This is a genomic window from Brevibacillus jepli, assembly GCF_047229145.1.
In the GTDB taxonomy this organism is placed as follows: domain Bacteria; phylum Bacillota; class Bacilli; order Brevibacillales; family Brevibacillaceae; genus Brevibacillus.
On the sequence record NZ_JBFEFW010000012.1, the window covers coordinates 114,189 to 133,423 of the forward strand.

Annotated in this window: 16 protein-coding genes; 3 read left to right on the forward strand and 13 right to left on the reverse strand. The window is 47.6% G+C overall.

Features of this window, described 5'->3' with window-relative positions; all coding sequences use genetic code 11:
- Nucleotides 1–10: 10 nt before the first annotated feature.
- The 4 genes from AB1L17_RS15080 to AB1L17_RS15095 form a co-directional block, all read right to left on the reverse strand.
- Entirely contained in the window at nucleotides 11–1,219 is a 1,209-nt protein-coding gene (locus tag AB1L17_RS15080; protein ID WP_412845604.1) for an alanyl-tRNA editing protein, read from the reverse strand.
- Nucleotides 1,220–1,300: 81 nt separating this feature from the next.
- Nucleotides 1,301–1,528 carry a hypothetical protein gene (locus AB1L17_RS15085; protein ID WP_412845603.1) on the reverse strand — a complete coding sequence of 76 codons (228 nt, stop codon included), beginning with the start codon at nucleotides 1,526–1,528 and terminating at the stop codon, nucleotides 1,301–1,303.
- A gap of 97 nt (nucleotides 1,529–1,625) precedes the next feature.
- Nucleotides 1,626–2,909, reverse strand: a complete 1,284-nt coding sequence (locus tag AB1L17_RS15090) for a glycoside hydrolase family 18 protein (RefSeq protein WP_412845602.1) — start codon at nucleotides 2,907–2,909, stop codon at nucleotides 1,626–1,628.
- Nucleotides 2,910–2,973: 64 nt separating this feature from the next.
- Nucleotides 2,974–3,282, reverse strand: a complete 309-nt coding sequence (locus tag AB1L17_RS15095; RefSeq protein ID WP_412845601.1) for a thioredoxin family protein — start codon at nucleotides 3,280–3,282, stop codon at nucleotides 2,974–2,976.
- 174 nt (nucleotides 3,283–3,456) lie between these two features.
- On the opposite strand from AB1L17_RS15095, the gene AB1L17_RS15100 reads away from it, so the two are divergent.
- A complete protein-coding gene (locus AB1L17_RS15100; protein WP_412845600.1) occupies nucleotides 3,457–4,752 on the forward strand; it encodes a DUF6080 domain-containing protein in 1,296 nt (431 codons plus the stop codon).
- Between the two features lie 158 nt (nucleotides 4,753–4,910).
- Here the strand turns inward: AB1L17_RS15100 and AB1L17_RS15105 are convergent, their stop codons facing one another.
- Together AB1L17_RS15105 and AB1L17_RS15110 are read right to left on the reverse strand one after the other, a co-directional pair.
- On the reverse strand, nucleotides 4,911–5,801 hold the full coding sequence (locus tag AB1L17_RS15105; RefSeq protein ID WP_412845599.1) for an NAD(P)-dependent oxidoreductase: 891 nt from the start codon (nucleotides 5,799–5,801) through the stop codon (nucleotides 4,911–4,913).
- Between the two features lie 26 nt (nucleotides 5,802–5,827).
- A complete protein-coding gene (locus tag AB1L17_RS15110; RefSeq protein WP_412845598.1) occupies nucleotides 5,828–7,300 on the reverse strand; it encodes an aldehyde dehydrogenase family protein in 1,473 nt (490 codons plus the stop codon).
- Nucleotides 7,301–7,402: 102 nt separating this feature from the next.
- Here AB1L17_RS15110 and AB1L17_RS15115 point away from each other — a divergent pair, with 102 nt between their 5' ends.
- On the forward strand, nucleotides 7,403–9,535 hold the full coding sequence (locus AB1L17_RS15115; protein ID WP_412845597.1) for a helix-turn-helix domain-containing protein: 2,133 nt from the start codon (nucleotides 7,403–7,405) through the stop codon (nucleotides 9,533–9,535).
- Between the two features lie 133 nt (nucleotides 9,536–9,668).
- Here AB1L17_RS15115 and AB1L17_RS15120 read toward each other — a convergent pair whose 3' ends face one another.
- The 3 genes from AB1L17_RS15120 to AB1L17_RS15130 form a co-directional block, all read right to left on the reverse strand.
- The gene (locus tag AB1L17_RS15120) at nucleotides 9,669–10,688 is read right to left on the reverse strand and encodes a serine hydrolase domain-containing protein (protein ID WP_412845596.1); all 1,020 of its coding nucleotides are present in this window, start codon (nucleotides 10,686–10,688) and stop codon (nucleotides 9,669–9,671) included.
- Between the two features lie 13 nt (nucleotides 10,689–10,701).
- On the reverse strand, nucleotides 10,702–11,526 hold the full coding sequence (locus AB1L17_RS15125) for a MerR family transcriptional regulator (RefSeq protein ID WP_412845595.1): 825 nt from the start codon (nucleotides 11,524–11,526) through the stop codon (nucleotides 10,702–10,704).
- A 156-nt stretch (nucleotides 11,527–11,682) separates the two neighbouring features.
- A complete protein-coding gene (locus tag AB1L17_RS15130) occupies nucleotides 11,683–13,143 on the reverse strand; it encodes an Msr family ABC-F type ribosomal protection protein (RefSeq protein ID WP_412845709.1) in 1,461 nt (486 codons plus the stop codon).
- A gap of 560 nt (nucleotides 13,144–13,703) precedes the next feature.
- Between AB1L17_RS15130 and AB1L17_RS15135 the strand changes: the two genes are divergently transcribed.
- On the forward strand, nucleotides 13,704–14,069 hold the full coding sequence (locus AB1L17_RS15135) for a winged helix-turn-helix transcriptional regulator (protein WP_412845594.1): 366 nt from the start codon (nucleotides 13,704–13,706) through the stop codon (nucleotides 14,067–14,069).
- A 69-nt stretch (nucleotides 14,070–14,138) separates the two neighbouring features.
- On the opposite strand, the gene AB1L17_RS15140 is transcribed toward AB1L17_RS15135, so the two are convergent.
- From AB1L17_RS15140 to AB1L17_RS15155, 4 genes are all read right to left on the reverse strand, one after another.
- Nucleotides 14,139–14,687, reverse strand: a complete 549-nt coding sequence (locus tag AB1L17_RS15140) for an NAD(P)H-dependent oxidoreductase (protein ID WP_412845708.1) — start codon at nucleotides 14,685–14,687, stop codon at nucleotides 14,139–14,141.
- 174 nt (nucleotides 14,688–14,861) lie between these two features.
- Nucleotides 14,862–16,367 (reverse strand): fatty acid--CoA ligase family protein, encoded by a 1,506-nt coding sequence (locus AB1L17_RS15145; RefSeq protein WP_412845707.1) that lies wholly within the window; start codon nucleotides 16,365–16,367, stop codon nucleotides 14,862–14,864.
- 63 nt (nucleotides 16,368–16,430) lie between these two features.
- Nucleotides 16,431–17,690: an MFS transporter gene (locus tag AB1L17_RS15150; RefSeq protein WP_412845593.1), complete on the reverse strand. Its 1,260-nt coding sequence runs from the start codon at nucleotides 17,688–17,690 to the stop codon at nucleotides 16,431–16,433.
- Between the two features lie 31 nt (nucleotides 17,691–17,721).
- Entirely contained in the window at nucleotides 17,722–19,191 is a 1,470-nt protein-coding gene (locus AB1L17_RS15155; protein ID WP_412845592.1) for a serine hydrolase, read from the reverse strand.
- Nucleotides 19,192–19,235: the final 44 nt, after the last annotated feature.

Below are 19,235 nucleotides of genomic sequence, written 5' to 3' on the forward strand. Positions count from 1 at the left end.
GTTTTCCTCCTTAAGTGAGTGATGCTTCCAGCAGCTTGCGAGCATGCAGCAATACTTCCTCTGCCTCTACCAATGGCTGCCCGCCACCTTGTGCCATGGCAGGATTTCCGCCACCTTTTCCTTCTATAATCGGCAAGGTTTCTTTCAACACCTGATTAATGGCTACGTTTACTTCTTGTCCACGAGCAAACACTACCTGCATTTTCTCTCCGGTAGCTGCGAGCAGGCAAATGGCATCTGGTGCGAGAGCTGTAGCTAGCTGCGCGAACTGCTGAAGCTGTTGAATGGTTTTGTCTGTAAAGGTACGCATAATGAGGCGTGAATTGCCCATTTGGCTCGCTTCGGACAATTGTTGGTTGACTTCCACTTCCAACAGTAGCTTATCTACTTCTGCCAATTTTGCCTTCAAGGTATCTCGCTCTGCAAGGAGTCGTTCCGTCTGTGCAATCAGCTCGCCTTCATTGGTTGCGAGTAGCTTAGCCGCTTCACGAACAACGGCTTGCTTCTGATTGTAGTCCCGCAATGCTCGCCAGCCGCAAATAAATTCCAGACGAATGTTCCCGCGATGGCGCTCCCAGCCCAAGATTTTGATTATGCCGACTTCGCCCGTACGTGCTGGATGCGTACCTCCGCATGGGTTGTAGTCAAACTCAGGTATCATCACGACGCGTATATTTTCGGTAACGGTCGGCTGCTTTTTCAATGGCAACGCAGCCAATTCCTCATCATCGACGAACCGCGCAATGATTGGATGATTTTCCAAGACGATCTGATTAGCTCGATTCTCTACCTGTTCCCATACATCAGCTGTCAGTTCATCCAATCGTACGTCAATAGTGACGCGCTCCTTGCCCAAGTGAAACGCAACGGTCTCGGCCTGCACGACTTCCAGAAAGGACGCGGATAAGATATGCTGACCAGCATGTTGCTGCATGTGATCGAAGCGACGCTCCCAGTCGATGTGACCTGTCACTTCCGCTATGTTTTCGGACAAGGGCGATTCCAAGCGATGACGAATCTCGCCTTCTACTTCTTCTACATCTACTACACACATATCTCCCAATACGCCCAGATCGGAAGGCTGTCCCCCTCCTGTAGGATAAAAAGCCGTTTGACTAAGCACGACGAAAGGTGTCCCATCCTGTTCAACGCCAGTTTTGGTCACTTCAGCCGAAAATGATCTCGTATAAGCATCCTGATAATAGAGTCTGTCGTCCATCGTTACTCCTCGCTGCATGGAACCATGATTCCAGCCGTATTCTCCCACTTGGGTTAAAAGGTACACGCTTATGTAATGGGCTTAACCGAACAGACGATCCATCTGTTTTTCACGCTCCAGGCGCTCTTCCGGGCTTGCCAGATCGTACTTTTTCAACAAATGAAACAGCTCGTTAAGACGCTCTTGGCTGAGTTCGCCATTCAACTGGCTTTGGAATTGCTTCACGCGCAGCTCCGACAAATGTGGAGCTTGTTCCGCCAGCTTTTTTACTACGTCCTCATGGCTGTGATCCAATTTGCATTCTCCCATGATTTCTCCCCTTTTCCATACTGTCATTCTTCATCATACCATGATTTTTCGTTGAAAAAAAAGGCGTACAACCCTCGATGGAATGTACGCCTGATGCCTATGCACGCTTACGGACGCGAAAGCTCTCCTCGATCAGAAGCCAGTTTTGCGGAAATGGCAAACCGAGCTTCCAGTAGCTAACGCCCCGCAAATTAAGTTGTTTAACCAGATTGAACTTCGCTTGGATCGACCGGGCATCCTCAAACCACACCTGATGCTGCTTGCCTTGATCATCCGTATACGTAAAAAACGGAGCCTGCGCGCGATAGTCATACCGGATGACGGCATTATGCTGCGCAGCCAGAGCAATGGCCGCCTGGGGACTCAAAGCCCTCGCCGTCGTCCCTCGCTCATACGGTAATGTCCAGTCGTATCCGTACAGATTTTGACCCATCAAAATTTTCTCGGCTGGCATCTCGGTAACGGCGTACTGCAAGACACGCCGCACCGGGCCGATCGGGGAAACCGCCATGGGAGGACCGCCACTATACCCCCATTCATAGGTCATGATCACGACAAAATCGGCAATGGCACCGATCGCCTTGTAATCATGGGCGGTATACCATTTGCCTGCCTGCTCAGCACTTGTCTTAGGTGCCAGCGCAACAGACATCATCAGCCCTGCTGCATGGATACGGTCTCTCGCTTTTCGCAAGAAGTTGGCATACGCTTCTGCACCGGTTGTGGGTAATGCTTCCAAGTCAAAATGAATATCTCCCATTCCCAGCTCTCGTGCTGTCTGAAGAATATTGTTCAACAAGGTATTCTGAAGCTCTTGATTGTTGAGGATAAGCTCGCCCAATTCGGTGCTGAACTGCTCTCTTTCCAGATTCGTAATGACCATCATAAGTAGAACCTGGTTTTCTTTTGCGATTTGCGGAAAATTGTTCATTGTTGGTCGCACGAGGGTGCCATCCCGTCTGATACGAAAGCTGAACGGAGCCAAATATGTCAGATGCGGTGCAGCCGTGCGAACATCGGCTTCCATAGCTGGTGTGACGGTGCGTCTCGGTTCCACATAGGCATTGAAATCGGCTGCACGCCGAGGACGGGGCGGGATGTAAAGGCGTTGCCCGACTTGAAGCGGTCTGTATTGCGGAATCCTATTGATTCGTGCAAGCTCTGCCGCACTGATCTGATAACGCTGACCGATAGTGTACAACGTATCTCCTTGCTTGACCCAATAGTAGCTCCCTACAATCGGAATCACCATCGCCTGTCCAGTTACCAGCTTTTTAGGATCAGGCAGTTCATTTGCCTCAGTTATCGCCGCTGGTGTGGTTCCATACGTCTCGGCGATGCTTGCTAAGGTTTGTCCTTCTTCCACCACGTGGATTTGCATACGCCCCCTCCTTCGCATTTCTTCTCTCTTTGTCATATTCATGGCGAAGGAAATAGGTGTATGTCTAGGCAAGAGGTTTCAGAACTTCGTATACGAATCCAACAGACTGGATGGCATAATGGCGTTCCACCACTTCCTCACCGTGGAAAACAAGCAAGGCGGGAACACTCGTGATCTGCCAATGTTCAGCTAAGGTAGCAGCCGTATTGATATTAAGTTGATACAAAGGCACGGAAGGCAAAGCCTCATGTGTGATGCTGAGCATGCGCGCCGCGAGCTTGCAGGTCCCGCACATCGGTGTATAGACAAAAAGAGCGACCGACTCCTTTTTTTGCAGGTATTGTGTCAGTTCTGCGGAGGTTAGTTCTTGCAAGTCGTTCTCTCCTTTCTCTTCCTACGGACATGATGCTTAATGCTAGACCCACCCTTTGTGACTGTCAACAGACGCTGTCTATTTTTTCCTGCGCTACTGCATAATTGGTGTATAATGTACAAAACTTTAAATGCAGGTGTCCTGCGAGAAAAATATGTTGAATGGTGGATTGGTATGAGTTTTTTCAGCTATCTGTTTCAAGATCGAAAAGATAATGTCAGAGCGTTCATTTTGTTTGCCTGCTTTTTCGTCTTTTATTTGGCGATGAATGCGCCTTTTCTCACTTACATGAATCAAAATTCGGCCGTACTTGCCCCAGTCAGCCCTTTCTTAACGCCGTTTACACTTAATCTGTTTAATTTTGACCCGACGCTGTACTATAGCGATAACAACCCAACAGTGATCCATCCGTTTATTCAATTCCTCTCCATTCCTTTGGCTTATTTTTCGAAATTTTTTACGGATAACTTCTTCTTCGCGACGGTTCAATCGATTATGAACGCGCTTGGCGTTGTCATGGTTTACTATTACCTGCGCAAAGGACATGAGAGGGTCTTTACGCCTTTGCTCTTTGCGGTATTTTTCGGTACGACCTCTTATCAAATTTTCACGGCGATGATTCCCGATTCGTATCCGTACGCGCAATTCGTCATTTTATGGTCGATACTGTACATCCAATACAGCCGGGCGGAAGGAAAATTGTCCGTGTGGCCAAACGCTTCGCTAGCCTTCGTCAACTTCGCCATCACCTCGACGAACATTATCACGTTCATGAGCGCGTTGGCCTTCCATTTATTTAGCAAGGAAAGCAAGCGTATATTTATGAGGCTTGTGCGGATTGGACTTGGTTTTCTCGGATTGGTCGTTGCTTTCACGTTGCTCCAGCACGTAATATTCGGGCAATCCTGGTTGTCGACCTGGTTCAAATCACTTCATGCCGGAGGCTTCATCTACACTGCTCCGTTCTCGTTTGGCGAACACTGGAAAGCCCTGTATATGCTCGTGATCAGCCCTGTGCTAACGCCGGACATTACGTTCACCGATCCAAATCCAGGGATGGTCGCATTCGCTTCCAACCTGGCCGTGCCGTATCCATGGTATGTGCATGTCATCGGCTTTTCGCTTATTACGCTGGCAGTACTTGGTTTCATCAAGGGGATTCGAACGCAGGAAGCGTGGTCGTTGGCAGCCTATATTGGATTTGGCTTCGTCCTGCATATTGTGGTAGGGTTCGGTCTGGCCACATTCAAATACGACTTGTACCTGTACGCCGGACATTACTTGTTCGCCTTCTTCCTGCTCGCAGCCCGGTTCGTCATGCAGCTGAGCCATGTGCAAGTAAAGAAGGCAATGCTTGGTATCACCCTGTTGTTCGTCATCGCGACGCTGGGCAACAATGTCGTGAAGCACTTCGAGGCTATGGATGTGATTGAGCGATCTTATGAGCAGATGAGCAAAACAGCTGAGTAAATTCGCAACCAACTTGATCCAGTGCCATTGACAGGCGTGGTTGCCTAGTGAGCACGACATTTGCTCCGGTAACCAGTCTATTTGGCCTGCGAAAATAAAAAAGTAGACTACAAGCGAAAATCCGCTGTCATCTACTTTTTCATTCAGAATTAACTTACTTAACGCGCAATCGTTGTATGAGCTAGCTCCTCCGTCACAGTACAAACCGCACTTGAATCCCAGCTTCCCTTGCCCTGTGCTTTCGCTGCTTCATACATCTGAGCAACGGTGCCGCCAACGAGAACAGGCACCTGCTGTTCTCGTGCGGTCTGCGCATAAAGCTGCAAATCTTTGTGCATATGGTCGAGTGAAAAGATCGTATTTTCATAAGTACCGTACAAGATGTTTGGTCCAAATACGGAGAGGACACGATTATGAGCAGAGCCTTTATCCATGACGGCTGCCAGCTTGTGAGGATCTACGCCAGCTTTTGCCCCGACACTAAACGCCTCTCCCAATGCCGTCGTGATAACGGCTACAACAGAATTGTGGCATAGCTTTGCGACTTGAGCCGAACCAGATTCACCCAGATAAAAGATTTCTTTTCCGATCGCTCTAAGGTAGTCCATGATAACAGGCAGCTTTGCTTCATCGCCGCCAACCATGATGGTCAACGTTCCGGCCGCCGAACCAGCTGGCCCTCCACTCACTGGGCAATCGTAGTAGTAGATCCCCTTTTCTAGCCCTTGTTGATTGAGACGCTTTGCGGTGGCTGGGTCGATCGTACTCGTATCAAATACAAAGCTGCCGGCTTCTAATGATAAGAAAAGCCCTTCCGCCCCCAGCATGACTTCCTCGACAATAGCAGGACCTGGAAGCGAGGTGAAAACGACACGTGCTACGCTACCAACTGCCTGTGGAGACTCGACGACCGTCGCTCCTTTTTCCTTTGCCCATGCTTTTGCTGCCGGACTTGGATCATAGGCATACACATGGTAGCCTTTTTGCAACAGATTGCAAACCATTCCTTTACCCATTGCGCCTATGCCGATTACACCAATCGCTTCCATCCTCGCTCCTCCTACTTTCTCAAGGCTTATGGCCGAATATAAACCGTCTTCGTCTCGACGTAGAAATCGAGTGCTGACTCCCCTTGTTCTCTCGGACCCAATCCGGATATCTTTTTGCCACCGAATGGAAACTGTGATTCAAAATGAGTCGATGGCATATTAACATGCGTCACGCCTGACTGAATGCCTTTGACAAATTGGAAGGCCTTTTGCAAATCGTTCGTAAAAATCGTAGAAGACAAGCCGAATTCCACCTGATTGGCTACTTCCAATGCATGCTCGAATGAATCAACATCGATAACAGCAATCACAGGGGCAAAAATTTCTTCATTGGCAATCGTCATCTCCTGCGTAATTCCGGTAAACACTGTCGGAGCAACGAAATAGCCCTGCGCAAAATCACCTTCCATGAGGCGCTTACCCCCACATTCCAAAACGCCACCTTCTTCGATCCCTTTTTGTACATAATGGAGATACAGATTGAGCTGATGCTCGTCCACGACTGGACCGTTATGATTGTCTGGATCGAAGCCATTCCCAATTTTCAAGCTCTTCGCTCGCTCAATCAGCTTTGCTTTTACTTGTTCGGCTACCTCCGGGACGACCAATACACGGCTCGTACCCGTACAGCGTTGGCCGTTATCGAAGAATCCACTTAACACAATGGAATCAATGGCCAAATCGATATCTGCGTCTGCGAGAATAATCGCTGGGTTTTTCCCGCCCATCTCAGCCTGAATCTTGCCGCCTCTCGCTCCAACTGCCTTACCTAAGGCAAGTCCCACTTCAGAAGAGCCAGTAAAGGAAATGCCCTTGATCAACGGATGATTCGCCAATTCATCACCGATTACCGCACCAGGCCCCGTGACTAAATTCACTACGCCTTTAGGCACTCCGCTTTCAATCAGGAGCTCCACCAGCTTTACGCTAATCAAGGATGTGTTGCTCGCTGGCTTAAATACAACCGTATTTCCAGCAAGGATAGCAGGAACGATCTTCCACAAACCAATCCCCAGTGGGAAATTCCATGGGGCGATAATCGCAAAAACCCCCATTGGCTCACGTACCGTGTAACCAATCACCCGTTCATCAAAGGAAGGCACCGTTTGGCCTGTCAAGCGAGTAGCTTCTCCGGTGAGCTGCTTCATGGAAGTGATCGTCTTGACGACCTCGCCTCTCGCTTCCCGCAATGTTTTTCCGACTTCGCGGGTTATCGTTTCTGCGAGCTCTTCTTTGTGTTTTTCCAATAAAGTAATGAGAAAAAACAAGAACTCTCCTCGCGCAGGAGCAGATTTTTGTGACCATTCACCAAAAGCTTTGGCCGCAGCTTCAATGGCTGTACGCGCATCCAGCCCGTCCGATTTTTGAAAATAGCCGAGTACCTCGTTCGTATTGGCAGGGTTCGTGCTAGGAAAAACTTGTCCAGTATGGCTCGTGACCCAAGCTCCGTCGATGTAGTTATTGTAGGTTGCTGTCAAATCGTCTCCCACCTTCCGCATCTTATAGAAGTATTGTATATATTCTAAATATTGAATACAATGTACACACAGACACATATTTCCAAATAACAATGTGTATTTCTCTACATGGAGGATACGTGGATGAAATCTTTTTCGTTCCTGCTTGAAAAGCTACATGAATGGTTCGACGATCAGTCTTTTTCCATTTGGTTCCAATTTTCGCGTGATCGACATTTTCGCCCTTTTTACTCGTCTTCTCACGGAGACGCTACTACCATCCCCCCTCAGACTTCATTACCTATCGCAAGCAACTATACCACCCTGACACGTTACTGCTATGAAACGATTGGCTCACAACAAATGTACCGTTTTTTCTACGAGGACGAAGGACAAGCCCTCCTTTTCCTTCCCCATAAAGACGAGCGACAGATTACCCTTACCCCAGACCAATGTGACATGCTGTGGATCGGGATTCGCCTGCTGCTGGCAGAAGAAGTCATTTCAGCCAAAGCTGAGGAAAGCAAGAAGCTATTTGAAGGGATTCGTTCCATATCTGCTACCCTCGACGTCCATCAAATCATCCGGAAAATCATCGGTAACGCCCTGTCCGTTATCCCGGCAGCAGACGCAGGACTTCTGCACTTGTATGACCCAACCGTCGATCGCCTGATCCCGAAAGCGACCGTCGGCTTTCATGACACCGTGTTCAAGGATGTAAAGATGCGCGTAGGAGAATCCATTGCTGGTAAAGTGTTCGAGGACGGAATCCCCCGCATGTACAAGACCAGCCAAGAGACAAACCGCGCGATGAAGGATCTCTCCGCAGATAACTTTCATTCTCTGAACCATGCGAAAACATTGCGTGATCTGAATGGATTGTTATGCGTGCCGATTTCACGTGAAGAGAAGCGAATCGGCGTGCTCGTCCTCCATCAGTTTCATCAAGAAAATGTGTTTACCGCATACGACCTTGATCTACTGCAAGGCTTTGCAGACCAAACATCCATCGCCCTGCAAAATGCTGAGCTCTATACAAAAGCCAAGCATGCGTATGAAAATATGGCTACGATTAGCGCTCAACTGCAAGCCAAGCACGATGCTTTGATTCAACGCAACCATATTCATGAATCCATCAAACAGCTGTCTTTGCAAAATAAAGGAGCGGAGACGATTGTAAAAGCACTCGGAAAGATGACAGACCATACGATCTTCTTTGCCGATTGGCTTGAGCAGCAATTTCATCCAGAAGAAAGCCTTGTATTTTTTAGCTGGGATGAACTCCATTCATTGCTTGCTGGCAGAAGACACCCTGTTTCTATCAAACTATTTTCACCTACCACAGGTGATAGCCGGCTGTTCTACTTGTACCCGCTGGTCAATGGGAGCATCTTTCTCGGGTGTCTCATTATTCCTCTAGCTGAAGGAGAGCTTTCTGATCTGGCACGTATGACCGTCGAACAAGGGAGTTCAGTACTCATACTCGATTTGGTGAAGAAGCAATCGATCAGCTCCGTGCTGTACAAGCGAGCACACGATCTTTTTCAAGAGCTGATTACTAGCAAAGGAAATGAAGTGTACGACCGCGCACGTTCGATGGGATTACAGCCGCAGGGGAAGTACTACGTTATTTACGCCCACTTGAGTCAATGCCACGACCTGGCTTTGCTCGAAGCAAGCATTCACCGTCTCGTAACCCGTTGGAAATGGGAGTTCAGTAAATCGCAGGTGTTTGTCTACGGCTTTCACAACCATGTCACACTCCTTATTCGCTCCTTTGGTTCCCGAGATGGCAAGGACATTCGCGAGCGGTTGCAACAAGCTAGCTACGAATGGGAGCTCGGAAGGGAAGCATCGTTATCGATTGGAGTAGGAAGTATCGCAAGCGGTATCGAGCAGATCGGCAAAAGCTATGAAGAAGCCAAAAAAGCTGCTCACTATTTGACTAACCGCAGCCGTTCTGGAGTCGTCCACTATAAAGACTTGGGCGTAAATCGCCTCATGCTAAATCAAAGTCAGGCTGATATCAATGCCTTCATTCACGATGTTTTCGCCCCTTTTTGGGAAGACCCTGATAAATATCTGGAGTGGGAGCAGACGATTCTTACCTATATGAGATGCAGCCAATCCCCTCAGCTCGCGGCCAAGGAGCTTCACATTCACGTCAACACCTTGTACCAACGCTTGCGAAAAGTCGAGGAGCTGCTTCATATCGATTTGAAAAACCCGGAAGACTTGCTGAAATTACAGCTTGCGTGCCATCTGCGCCAGGAATAACGAAACGAAAAAGGAATTTGCATTGCTGCCGAAAATTACGCTTCCAAGTAAAGTGTGGTTAAACGATCGTTTAACAGTAAAACCGGGTGAGCTACAACTCCCCGGTTCATTGTTTCAATTCTTACTTGGTGCCTTAGATTACCGCCCCGATAATATGCTCCTTGATCAGCGTCCACCGATCACGAGGATTCAGCATGAAATTCGATGCGATGGCTACGACGAGGTTTTTTTCCGGGATGCAGCAGATAACATTACCGCCATCGCCCATTGCAGCGTATGAAAAAACACCGTCTTCTTCACGTAACCACCATAGATACCCGTATTGATTGGGGTTCATAATGGTTGATTCATTTATCCAAGCCTCAGGAATGATCTGATGATTGTCCCAACAGCCACGATTCAGATAGAGTAAACCAAAACGCGCCATGTCACGGGGAGTTAACGTGAGCCCCCAACCTCCCGTGGAGTTGTTGTTTGGATCTTTTACCCATCCTCTCACATCTTTACCGAATAAATCCTCAAACGCAAACGACTTCATTTCATAATCTGGGATTGATTCCATTCCGATGGGTGTAAACAAGCGTTCGTTGGCAAATTCTCTGGCACTTTTTCCTGTACTGCGTGTGAGGATCGCTGAAAGCAGATGCGCCCCGGCAGTCGAATATTTAAACGCTCCAATCTTTCCCTTTTGCCCGAGCATATCCAGGGTATATGTTATCCAATCGGACTGCATACACATCTCGTCCAGTGGTTCGTGCCAATCCTCAAAAGGATAAGGCGCTGTCATCGTGAGAAGATGGCGTATCGTAATTTCTCGTTTTTGCGTATCAATAGAATCGGGAGCATAGTCTGGAAAAAAATCCAGCACCTTTTGGTCGACGTTTTTGATAAGCCCTGCATCTATAGCAATGCCAATAAGGGCAGACAAGATACTTTTCGTTACAGAAGCTATATGATGCCTATCTTCAGGTCCATAGCCATGATAGTAACTTTCATGGGCGATATAACCATTTCTCACAACAACCATTCCGTTTATGTTGCTGTACGTAGATTTTATGATAGGGTCTAGCTCTGCTAGTTTTTCAGCGTCTATGTTCAAGATGGCCGGGTCTACTGCTTGCCATTCTGTAGTGGGCCAATAGCTTCTTTGCATGATGATTCCCTCCTCATTTTTTTCTGACTGGAAAATACACCTCCGTTACAAGCTCTTCAGGAACACTGGCTTGATCGGGTGCGGTTACATAGACTTCATAGGGTGATCTCACCAATTCATAGCCTTCATTTTCTACCCATTCCCTCAGCCTGGCATATACCGCTGTCAATTCTGAATAGGGGCCCTTACCTACAGACTTCGCGCAAATGCCCCCAGGCATCTCTCTTGTACCCTTTACATCCTCCACGATCGGAAGGGCGAACTCGGTATCGTTTCCGGCAGGATTAAATTCAGGGCTGTGATAAATCGTCATCGGCGTACCGAGCAAAGTAAGTTTTTCAGTGGCAATCCTTTCATAAAGCTTGCTAAAATACATTCCATATCCTGTAGCATAGTCATCACTACTCAACATCTGACGAATTGAAAGTATATGCATTGACTGGGTATCCACAAGCTGTACTTCTATATTGTCAAGATATGACATCATGGGAATACCCTGCTCCATATTGGCAAGATCATTGGTCAGTTGTTGCAAGGTATACTCCAAAGCGTTTCGTTTTTCATTCATCTCCCTTTGCTTGCGAAGAAGGGCGGAAACAAGCTTCTCTTCTAATTGATCTTCTTCCCATTCCAGAACGGCTTTTATTTCATCCAGCGAAAAATGATACGATTTCAAACGGTTGATGAAGAGCATCTTCTTTAATTGCCTGAGGGAATAATACCGGTAACCATTTTCAGGATTAATCTCATCCGGATTCATTACTCCGATTTCCGCATAATAGCGTAATGTTTTGGTAGACACGCCGCATATCTTCGAGAATTCTCCAATCGTTAGCAAAGGCTCACCTCCATGGGTCATGATCGCATCGATAATCTACTTATACCCCTTCCCCTAAGGGCAAAGTCAACTGTAAGTATAAAAGCAAAGAGGGCATCAGCAAAAAAATACAGCGATACTGCGTGACATGCAGTATCGCTGTATGAACGAAACGCGTTACACCTTCCGAATGATTTTCTTATCGTCGATGGTATAGACCATATCGGCTACGTTCTCCAACAATCGGACATCGTGCGAGATGAAAATGATCGTACCCGCGTAGCTTTTCATCAAGTTTTCTAGCGCTTCGACGGTAGGAAGATCGAGAAAATTGCTTGGTTCATCCATGAGCAAGATGTTAAATCGCCCCAACAGCATTTTAGCCAGCTGTAATTTCATGCTCTCGCCACCACTGAGCGCAGACAGCTCTTTGCGTACATCCTGATGAGAAAAGCCCATAGAGGCCAGTACAGCACGAATTTCGGAAACCTGGTAATCGCAGTTTTCGAGCATGAACTCCATCACACCCTGATTGCGGTCAAACTTGTAGCCATCCTGAGAAAGGTAGCCGATTTCCGCTTTGGGTGACAAGCAGATGCCTTCTTCGCGATCCATGATCATTTTCATGAGCGTTGTTTTGCCTGTTCCATTTCCGCCAACGAGGCCTATCTTGGCCCCCAACGGAAACTGGAAGGAAGCCTGCTCGAATATGATTTTGTCCCCAAACTGCTTGCTTATATCCTTCCCCACGATTGGGTATGGATTATGGAGCTCCAATGCTTTGCTCTGGCGAAACTGAATGGTACGAATCGTTTCAGGAGGCTTCACTTCTCCAAGCGCTTCGATTCTCTGCTCCATATTTTTGGCTGCATTGTGGAGCTTTTTCTGCTTGCTGCCGACCGTTTTTTGATGGCTCAAACGTCCCCCGCTCTCGGAACTGTTTTTTCTGGAAGCGCCCTTCGCCTTCTGATCCAGCTTTCGTGCCTGATCCTTTTTTTCGGCGATGGCTTTCTCAAGACGGTCTCGTTCCGCTGTAAACTGCTTATATTGTTCAGCTTGGCGTTGCCGTTCCTCTTCCTTTTGCGCCACGTATTCGGAGTATCCGCCCCAATACTCGGTAATCTTCCCCTCTTTCAACTCCCAAATCTTATCGACGGCTTTATCCAGGAAATAGCGGTCATGACTGATGATTAACATAGCTCCATTGAAATACTTCAGCTGGTTGATGAACAAGTCTACGCCATCGCGATCCAGGTGACTCGTCGGTTCATCGGCAAAAATTCCATGTACCTCTCCTGACAGAGCATGTGCGATCTTTAGCCGTGTGTCTTCTCCGCCGCTCCTATGCTCCTGTAATCGGTCCACTCCCAGCTTGCCCATCACCGCATAATCCTTTATCTCTTGTTCTACCGCATCCTCCAGCTGTGGGATGTAAGCAAAATTCCCTTCCCGTACTACTTTCCCATACGGTAAAGGCATCTCACCGAGCAGTACCTTTAACAACGTACTCTTTCCTGCCCCGTTCGCTCCTACCAGACCAATGCGGTCATAGTCATAAATCTCCAATTCGTTAATATCTAAGACTTCACGTCCCATATATTCCACATAAATATCTTTTGCCTTCAACAATACATTCATCATCGTGCCCTCCTTATAAATCGCAGTTGTTATCGTTCGCAGGTTAGCCTGCGATTTTAGGAGAGCGGATTATATAAAGAAGTACCAATGCATATACATCGTTCGCATCGTTTTCAGTCCTTTTCGTTTTTTCTACGTTTCGAATAAAGGGAAGCAGCACACGCTACGCTTGATTTTCTGGCAATAAAAAATACAGATCCCAGTCCACATTACGGGCCTAGATCTGCATGATCACGTTAGAGAACACGGCGATAGGAAGGTACGACAAAAGAAGCCTTCCCAATCGCAATCTATGTCACCATCCGTAATAATAAGCAGCTCAAAAAAAGCCCACAATTTGTGGTGGATAAAAAATCCGCTTTTTTATTGCCAGCTTATCGAATACGCTTGGAATGTAACATAGATAACGAGCCTCCTCATTCATAATTAGCTAGGATGATAACATTGACTGCTCCTTCTGTCAATCGAGTCAGGCTGCATCACTTTCAAAAAAAGGCATAATGATGTATGGTAATATATGTGCATTTACAAACTATACTTCACAAAGGAGAGTGTGCTTTGTGCGTGAATCCTGTGTTCCAACTGGCGTAGCACTAAAAGAAACTGGATTTGGATATACGTTGGCTTTAATTGGCGGAAAATATAAAATGATTATTTTGTATTGGCTAGCTGAAAATAACGTGATGCGGCATAATGAGCTGAAGCGAAGTATCGGCACCATTTCCTTTAAAACGCTAAGCATCATGTTAAAAGAGCTGGAGGCAGATGGCCTGATCATCCGAAAGGAATATCCCCAAGTACCTCCAAAAGTCGAATATTCATTATCAGAACGTGGTCTTTCTCTCCTTCCTATCTTAAATATGATGTGCGAGTGGGGAGAAAACAACAGTTTGCCCGCTCAGGTGGATGTACAGCAGCGTGCATAGCAATTATTACGGACAGTAAAAAGAAGTATCTCCTCAACAAAGGAAATACTTCTTTTTTCATTCGAACGATTACAGGTTGTCAATGAAATCCATATAGTCTTGTGCGCTTTTATCCAATGCACTTGCAGTCGGTACATCTTCTTTGCCAGGTTCATTTTCTGCACCGTAATAAGCAAAGAACGAACGATAATCTGCTTGGCAGTACAGGAAGGTCGTTTCAAAAGGTGTTAAAATTTGTTCAAGTGTATACCGGTATCTTCCTTCCTCACGATAATCTTCCTCTTTGATTCCAGCAGACACAGCCAAAGCTGCTTTGCGATTTTTTAGTTTATCGCCTCCCTTTGAACCATAAGCCCAACCATAAGCAAAAACATCGTCCAGCCATTTTTTCAGGAGTGGCGGACAATTAAACCAGTAAACCGGGAACTGTAAAACCAAATGACCATGTGATTCGATCAATTGCTGTTCTTTTTCCACATCAATGTTTCCATCAGGGTATACCTTATGCAATTCGTGAACGGTATACTTTTCTGGATATTTTTTCAGTTCTTCTACCCATCGCTTGTTAATAACGGATGTTTCCAAGCTTGGGTGCGTTACGATCACAAGAGTTCTCAACATTTTGTCCTCCTTGAAGGGTGATTTCTTGTTGAGTATAAAGTTCTCACTACAATTTTGTAAGTATGCACTTTTCCTTCAGTTACTTACATAAAGGTAAGTGTAGGGAACCGATTTGGTCCATGACACAAAAAAAGAGCGCCCATTGAGCGCCCTTCCCCTTTTGTGCAACTATTATGTTCGCAGCGAACGCCGCAAGATTTTCCCCGTACTATTTTTCGGAAGCTCGGCTACGAATTCGACCTGACGAGGAACTTTGTATTTCGCCAGCTTGTCACGGCAAAATGCCACAATATCCTCTTGGGAGACAGCGACTTCCTTCAAAGCGACGAATGCCTTGACTGCTTCGCCATGCACTTCGTCAGGAATCCCGATCACAGCTGCCTCGATGATCGCAGGATGCTGGTACAGCACTTCTTCTACCTCACGTGGATACACATTATAGCCATCGACGAGAATCATGTCTTTTTTGCGGTCGACGATGTACACATACCCTTCCTCGTCCATACGAGCCATGTCTCCTGTATACAGCCAACCATCCCGGAGCGCTGCGGCCGTATCATCTGGCAAGCCCAGGTAGCCCATCATTACGTTCGGCCCTTGGACGACGAGCTCACCCACTTCTCCACGCGCTACTTCCGTTCCTTCAGGATCAACGACCTTGTTCTTCACTAATGGAATGTCTACCCCGACTGATCCAGGCTTTCTCGTCCCGTGCAGCGGGTTGAATGTAGTAGCCGGAGCTGCCTCTGACAGACCGTAGCCCTCAAGCACCTTGGCGTCGTACTTCGCTTCGAACTTGTGCAAGAGCTCGACTGGCATCGATGCACCTCCCGAGCAGTAAATACGGATGGAGGAGAAATCGTCTTTTGTCGCTGTCGGCAATTGCAGCAAGTAGTTGTACATAGTCGGCACACCTGCGAAGCACGTAGCCTTTTGCTCGCGAATCGTTTGAACGACCTCTACCGGGTGGAATCTAGGCACGATGATGATAGTCGCTCCAGTGCGAATCGGTCCGTTCATACAAACCGTCATGCAGAAGACGTGAAACATCGGCAGAACTGCCACCATCCGATCTTCTGGCACCAGCTCGAACAGCATCCCCATCGCTTCCGCATTGGAGGCCATATTGCGGTGAGAAAGCATCGCTCCTTTTGGTTGACCAGTCGTTCCTGACGTGTACAGAATGACTGCGAGGTCATCCTCGTTGCGCTCCGGCTCCTCGTATCCTGCGTCCGATTCTTGTCCTTCCTGTACGAGGTGATCGACTGTTACCTCATTTTCAATTGCTTCTGTGTATATGAGTAGTTGCAAATCTTCCAATTGGTCCTTCATCGGGGTCAATACCGGCTGCAATGCAGATAAGGCAATGGCTGCCTTTGCCTTGCTATTCGCCAGTATGTAGCTAATTTCGCGTGATGTATAAATGGGGTTCATCGGAACAACAACCGCTCCAATACGGAGAATGGCGTAGTAAGCGCTAACAAAATGTGGTCGATTATCCATCAGCAAGGCAACGGCGTCCCCTTTTCCAATTCCGTGCTTGGCGAGTCCGGCTGCGAGATGGTCGACCTGCTGATTGAAGTCCGCATACGTCGTCGTTTCTCCCAAGAAGATGTAAGCTGGGCGATCCGGGTACTGTTGCGCACTCTGCATGAGGCTTTCATTCAAATGATACATCACACATCTACCCCCTTTTCAGAAAATTTTAACATTTAGAACCAAGCCTATAAAGTGTTTCTTTTAGGAAACATGAGAGATTGGCGGGGCGGATTGACTGGCTTGCTCATTGCGCTTCACAAAGAGCAGGAAAAGCACGCCGCAAATGATAAAGAGCAGTCCGTTGACGATCATCGCATGGCCAAAACCAGTGCCAATATCCCCGGCTGCCTGCACGATGGAACCCGTAACCAGTGGCGAGATAATTCCTGCCAACGTGACCAAGCTGGACAACACGCCTACCAAAAGACCCGTCCGTTCAGGGAGCAAGCTACTGACAATGACGGAAGCCGCTGTTCCCACAGAAAAAGCAAATCCTTTCCCTAAGCACAGCAGAATCAACACAAGCACAGTAGATTGCACGACGGTTACACCGTAAAAGCACAGCCCACCCAAAATAATGGATACGCCACCTACCATTACGTATGATTTCCGATAGCTGCGATGCTTTTTAAAGAAACGATCACCAATCGAGGAAATCAGAATAGTCATGAGCCCAGCCAAAAGTCCAGTACCTGCAATCGCGTAGGCCATTTCCTGATTGGTAAACTGGAAGACCTTGACGAGATAGACAGGCTCCCATACTGCCGCGAAAGTCGTACCCCAGATTTGCGCGAAATAAATCAGGAAGCAGAAAATAAAAGTAGAAGAGAGCAAGACCCCAGATATATCCGACCATTTCGCTTTTGGTAAGGTAGGAGCTTCGACTTTTGCAAGAGTGACGCTGACATGTGGTTTTTCTTTTCCAATCCACAGCCAGATCAAGAGCCATACCAAACTGAGAGCGCCCATAAATGCCCAGGCAAATCGCCATCCATTGCTATCAATTAGCGCGACGATGACTGGTGCAGAGGCAACAGCACCAACAAAGGCTCCGAAGTTCACCGTCGAATAAACAAGTCCGCGCTTTTCTTCTGGAAACCATTTGTTCAAATGACTGACAACCGTTGCCCAAAATGGCCCTTCCCCTATTCCAAGCAATACTCGCGCAACGACAAGCATCGGCAAACCAGCAATGGCGTAAGCGCCAAATTGAATGACGGTCCAGGAGAGTGCCATGATCGCCAGCATTTTTTTGGTCCCAATGCGATCTGATAACGCCGCCCCTACAATTCCGGCGATGGAGAAAAACCAGTAAAAGCTGCTTCCGACAAGCCCCCATTCCTTCTGGGTTAATGAAAATTCATCCATAATCGGCACAGCAGAATATCCCGCAATCGTTTTATCCGCATAATTGATCATGTAAAGCACAAACAACATTATCATTGTGATTCTGGCCATCATTTGAATCACTCCATTTGTCCTCAAAATAGAATCAGATGCGGGAAAACATGATTTCTTTTGCACCAGTTACTGGCTCGAACGGTGCGGACAAGCTGACAACCTCCCCTGACGAGTCCGTCTGAAACGTCATCGGCATGCAGAGAATGTATGTCTCATCGTAAGTGGCCAAGTAGCGATTTTCTCCGATTGGCTCCAGTAAAAATGAAAGACTGTTATAGTTCGCATGCATGATTCCCTCTACTTCCGTCACGGAAATCTGCCCGTAGCCTGCATGACGATACATTCCCACACAACCTTGATTGGATGTTTTTTCTGGCAGGATGGATGTCTCATGCAGTCCGAGCGACGTTTTCATCTCTTGGAGCTCGCGGTAACGTGCCTGTCGTTCATTCGCTTCTTTTTCGTCTTCGCTTCTCAATTTTCCATGCCAATCTACCGGCAATAGTCCAAGTACTCGATCGTAAGCTTCATGGGTCACAATCATCGGCAAGCGCGAATTGTCTACCTGGCTCAATACGACTACTCCGCATTTTTTATCAGGAAGAAAGCTGATTAGAGAGGAAAATCCTTGCAAGTTGCCCGCATGATAGACCATGCGCTCCCCGCGATAGGCTTGGACGAACCAGCCAAGAGCCGCGCTGCTGAGCATGACCTCAGGGTAAGTCGCGGGATATGGCCCTACAGCAATTTGAGGTGCCCGCAGCTCCTCCTGCATATAAGCGGACATGATTGATTCTCCTGCATTCGTCAGAGAATTGTCCGGCTGTAGCTGGAATCGCAGCCATTTACACATATCTTCGAGTGTTGCGATCATCGATCCGGCTGGGCCAATCGCCTCGTTGTTCAGAAAAGGAACCTCCGTTACTCGCTCGCCATTCCTCATGTACGGATGGGCAAGCATGCCTTTTTCCCCAGCTTCTCGTAAGGAAAAGCAGCTGTTGTTCATCCCGAGCGGCAGCAGGATTTTTTCTCTGACAAAGGTCTCCCAGGGCAAGCCTGTCAACCGTTCGACTAAGTAGCCTGCTGCTGCATACATCAGATTCTGGTATTGATAAGCGGAGCGAAAATCTTTGCTTGGTTCCAAATAGCGTAGTCGCTCCATTAATTCCAAACGGGACAGAGGTGATTGGTACCATAGTAAATCATGTCGAGATAAGCCTGATCGGTGGCAAAGCAAATCACGTACCGTCAGTCGATTGGAGGCGACAGGGTCAAACAGCCTGAATTCGGGCCAATATTGTTGAAGCGGAGTATCCCAATTCAAAATGCCTTTCTCGACGAGGATGGCGAGACTGTGTGCGGTAAATGGTTTTGTGGCTGATGCAATCGGAAAAAGCGTCTTGGGCGTAATGGGAGTGGCCTCTCCTTCTCGGCAAGAGCCAAAGCCTCTGGAAAAAATGACTTCCCCTTCTTCTATGACCGCCACCGCGCAGCCTGGCACATGCCAGTCCTGTCTTCTGCGTTCGATATCTTCTGCAAATCCAGCCAGTGTCGCAGGCACCTCATTCCCCCCTCTCTTTTTCGCGGTTAGCGCATGCTTGGCTG

Coding starts and splice junctions, on each gene's coding strand:
- AB1L17_RS15080 (WP_412845604.1), bottom strand. CDS start 1,219: ATGGACGACAGACTCTATTATCAGGATGCTTATACGAGATCATTTTCG.
- AB1L17_RS15085 (WP_412845603.1), bottom strand. CDS start 1,528: ATGGGAGAATGCAAATTGGATCACAGCCATGAGGACGTAGTAAAAAAG.
- AB1L17_RS15090 (WP_412845602.1), bottom strand. CDS start 2,909: ATGCAAATCCACGTGGTGGAAGAAGGACAAACCTTAGCAAGCATCGCC.
- AB1L17_RS15100 (WP_412845600.1), top strand. CDS start 3,457: ATGAGTTTTTTCAGCTATCTGTTTCAAGATCGAAAAGATAATGTCAGA.
- AB1L17_RS15105 (WP_412845599.1), bottom strand. CDS start 5,801: ATGGAAGCGATTGGTGTAATCGGCATAGGCGCAATGGGTAAAGGAATG.
- AB1L17_RS15110 (WP_412845598.1), bottom strand. CDS start 7,300: ATGCGGAAGGTGGGAGACGATTTGACAGCAACCTACAATAACTACATC.
- AB1L17_RS15115 (WP_412845597.1), top strand. CDS start 7,403: ATGAAATCTTTTTCGTTCCTGCTTGAAAAGCTACATGAATGGTTCGAC.
- AB1L17_RS15120 (WP_412845596.1), bottom strand. CDS start 10,688: ATGCAAAGAAGCTATTGGCCCACTACAGAATGGCAAGCAGTAGACCCG.
- AB1L17_RS15130 (WP_412845709.1), bottom strand. CDS start 13,143: ATGAATGTATTGTTGAAGGCAAAAGATATTTATGTGGAATATATGGGA.
- AB1L17_RS15145 (WP_412845707.1), bottom strand. CDS start 16,367: ATGTATCATTTGAATGAAAGCCTCATGCAGAGTGCGCAACAGTACCCG.
- AB1L17_RS15150 (WP_412845593.1), bottom strand. CDS start 17,690: ATGATGGCCAGAATCACAATGATAATGTTGTTTGTGCTTTACATGATC.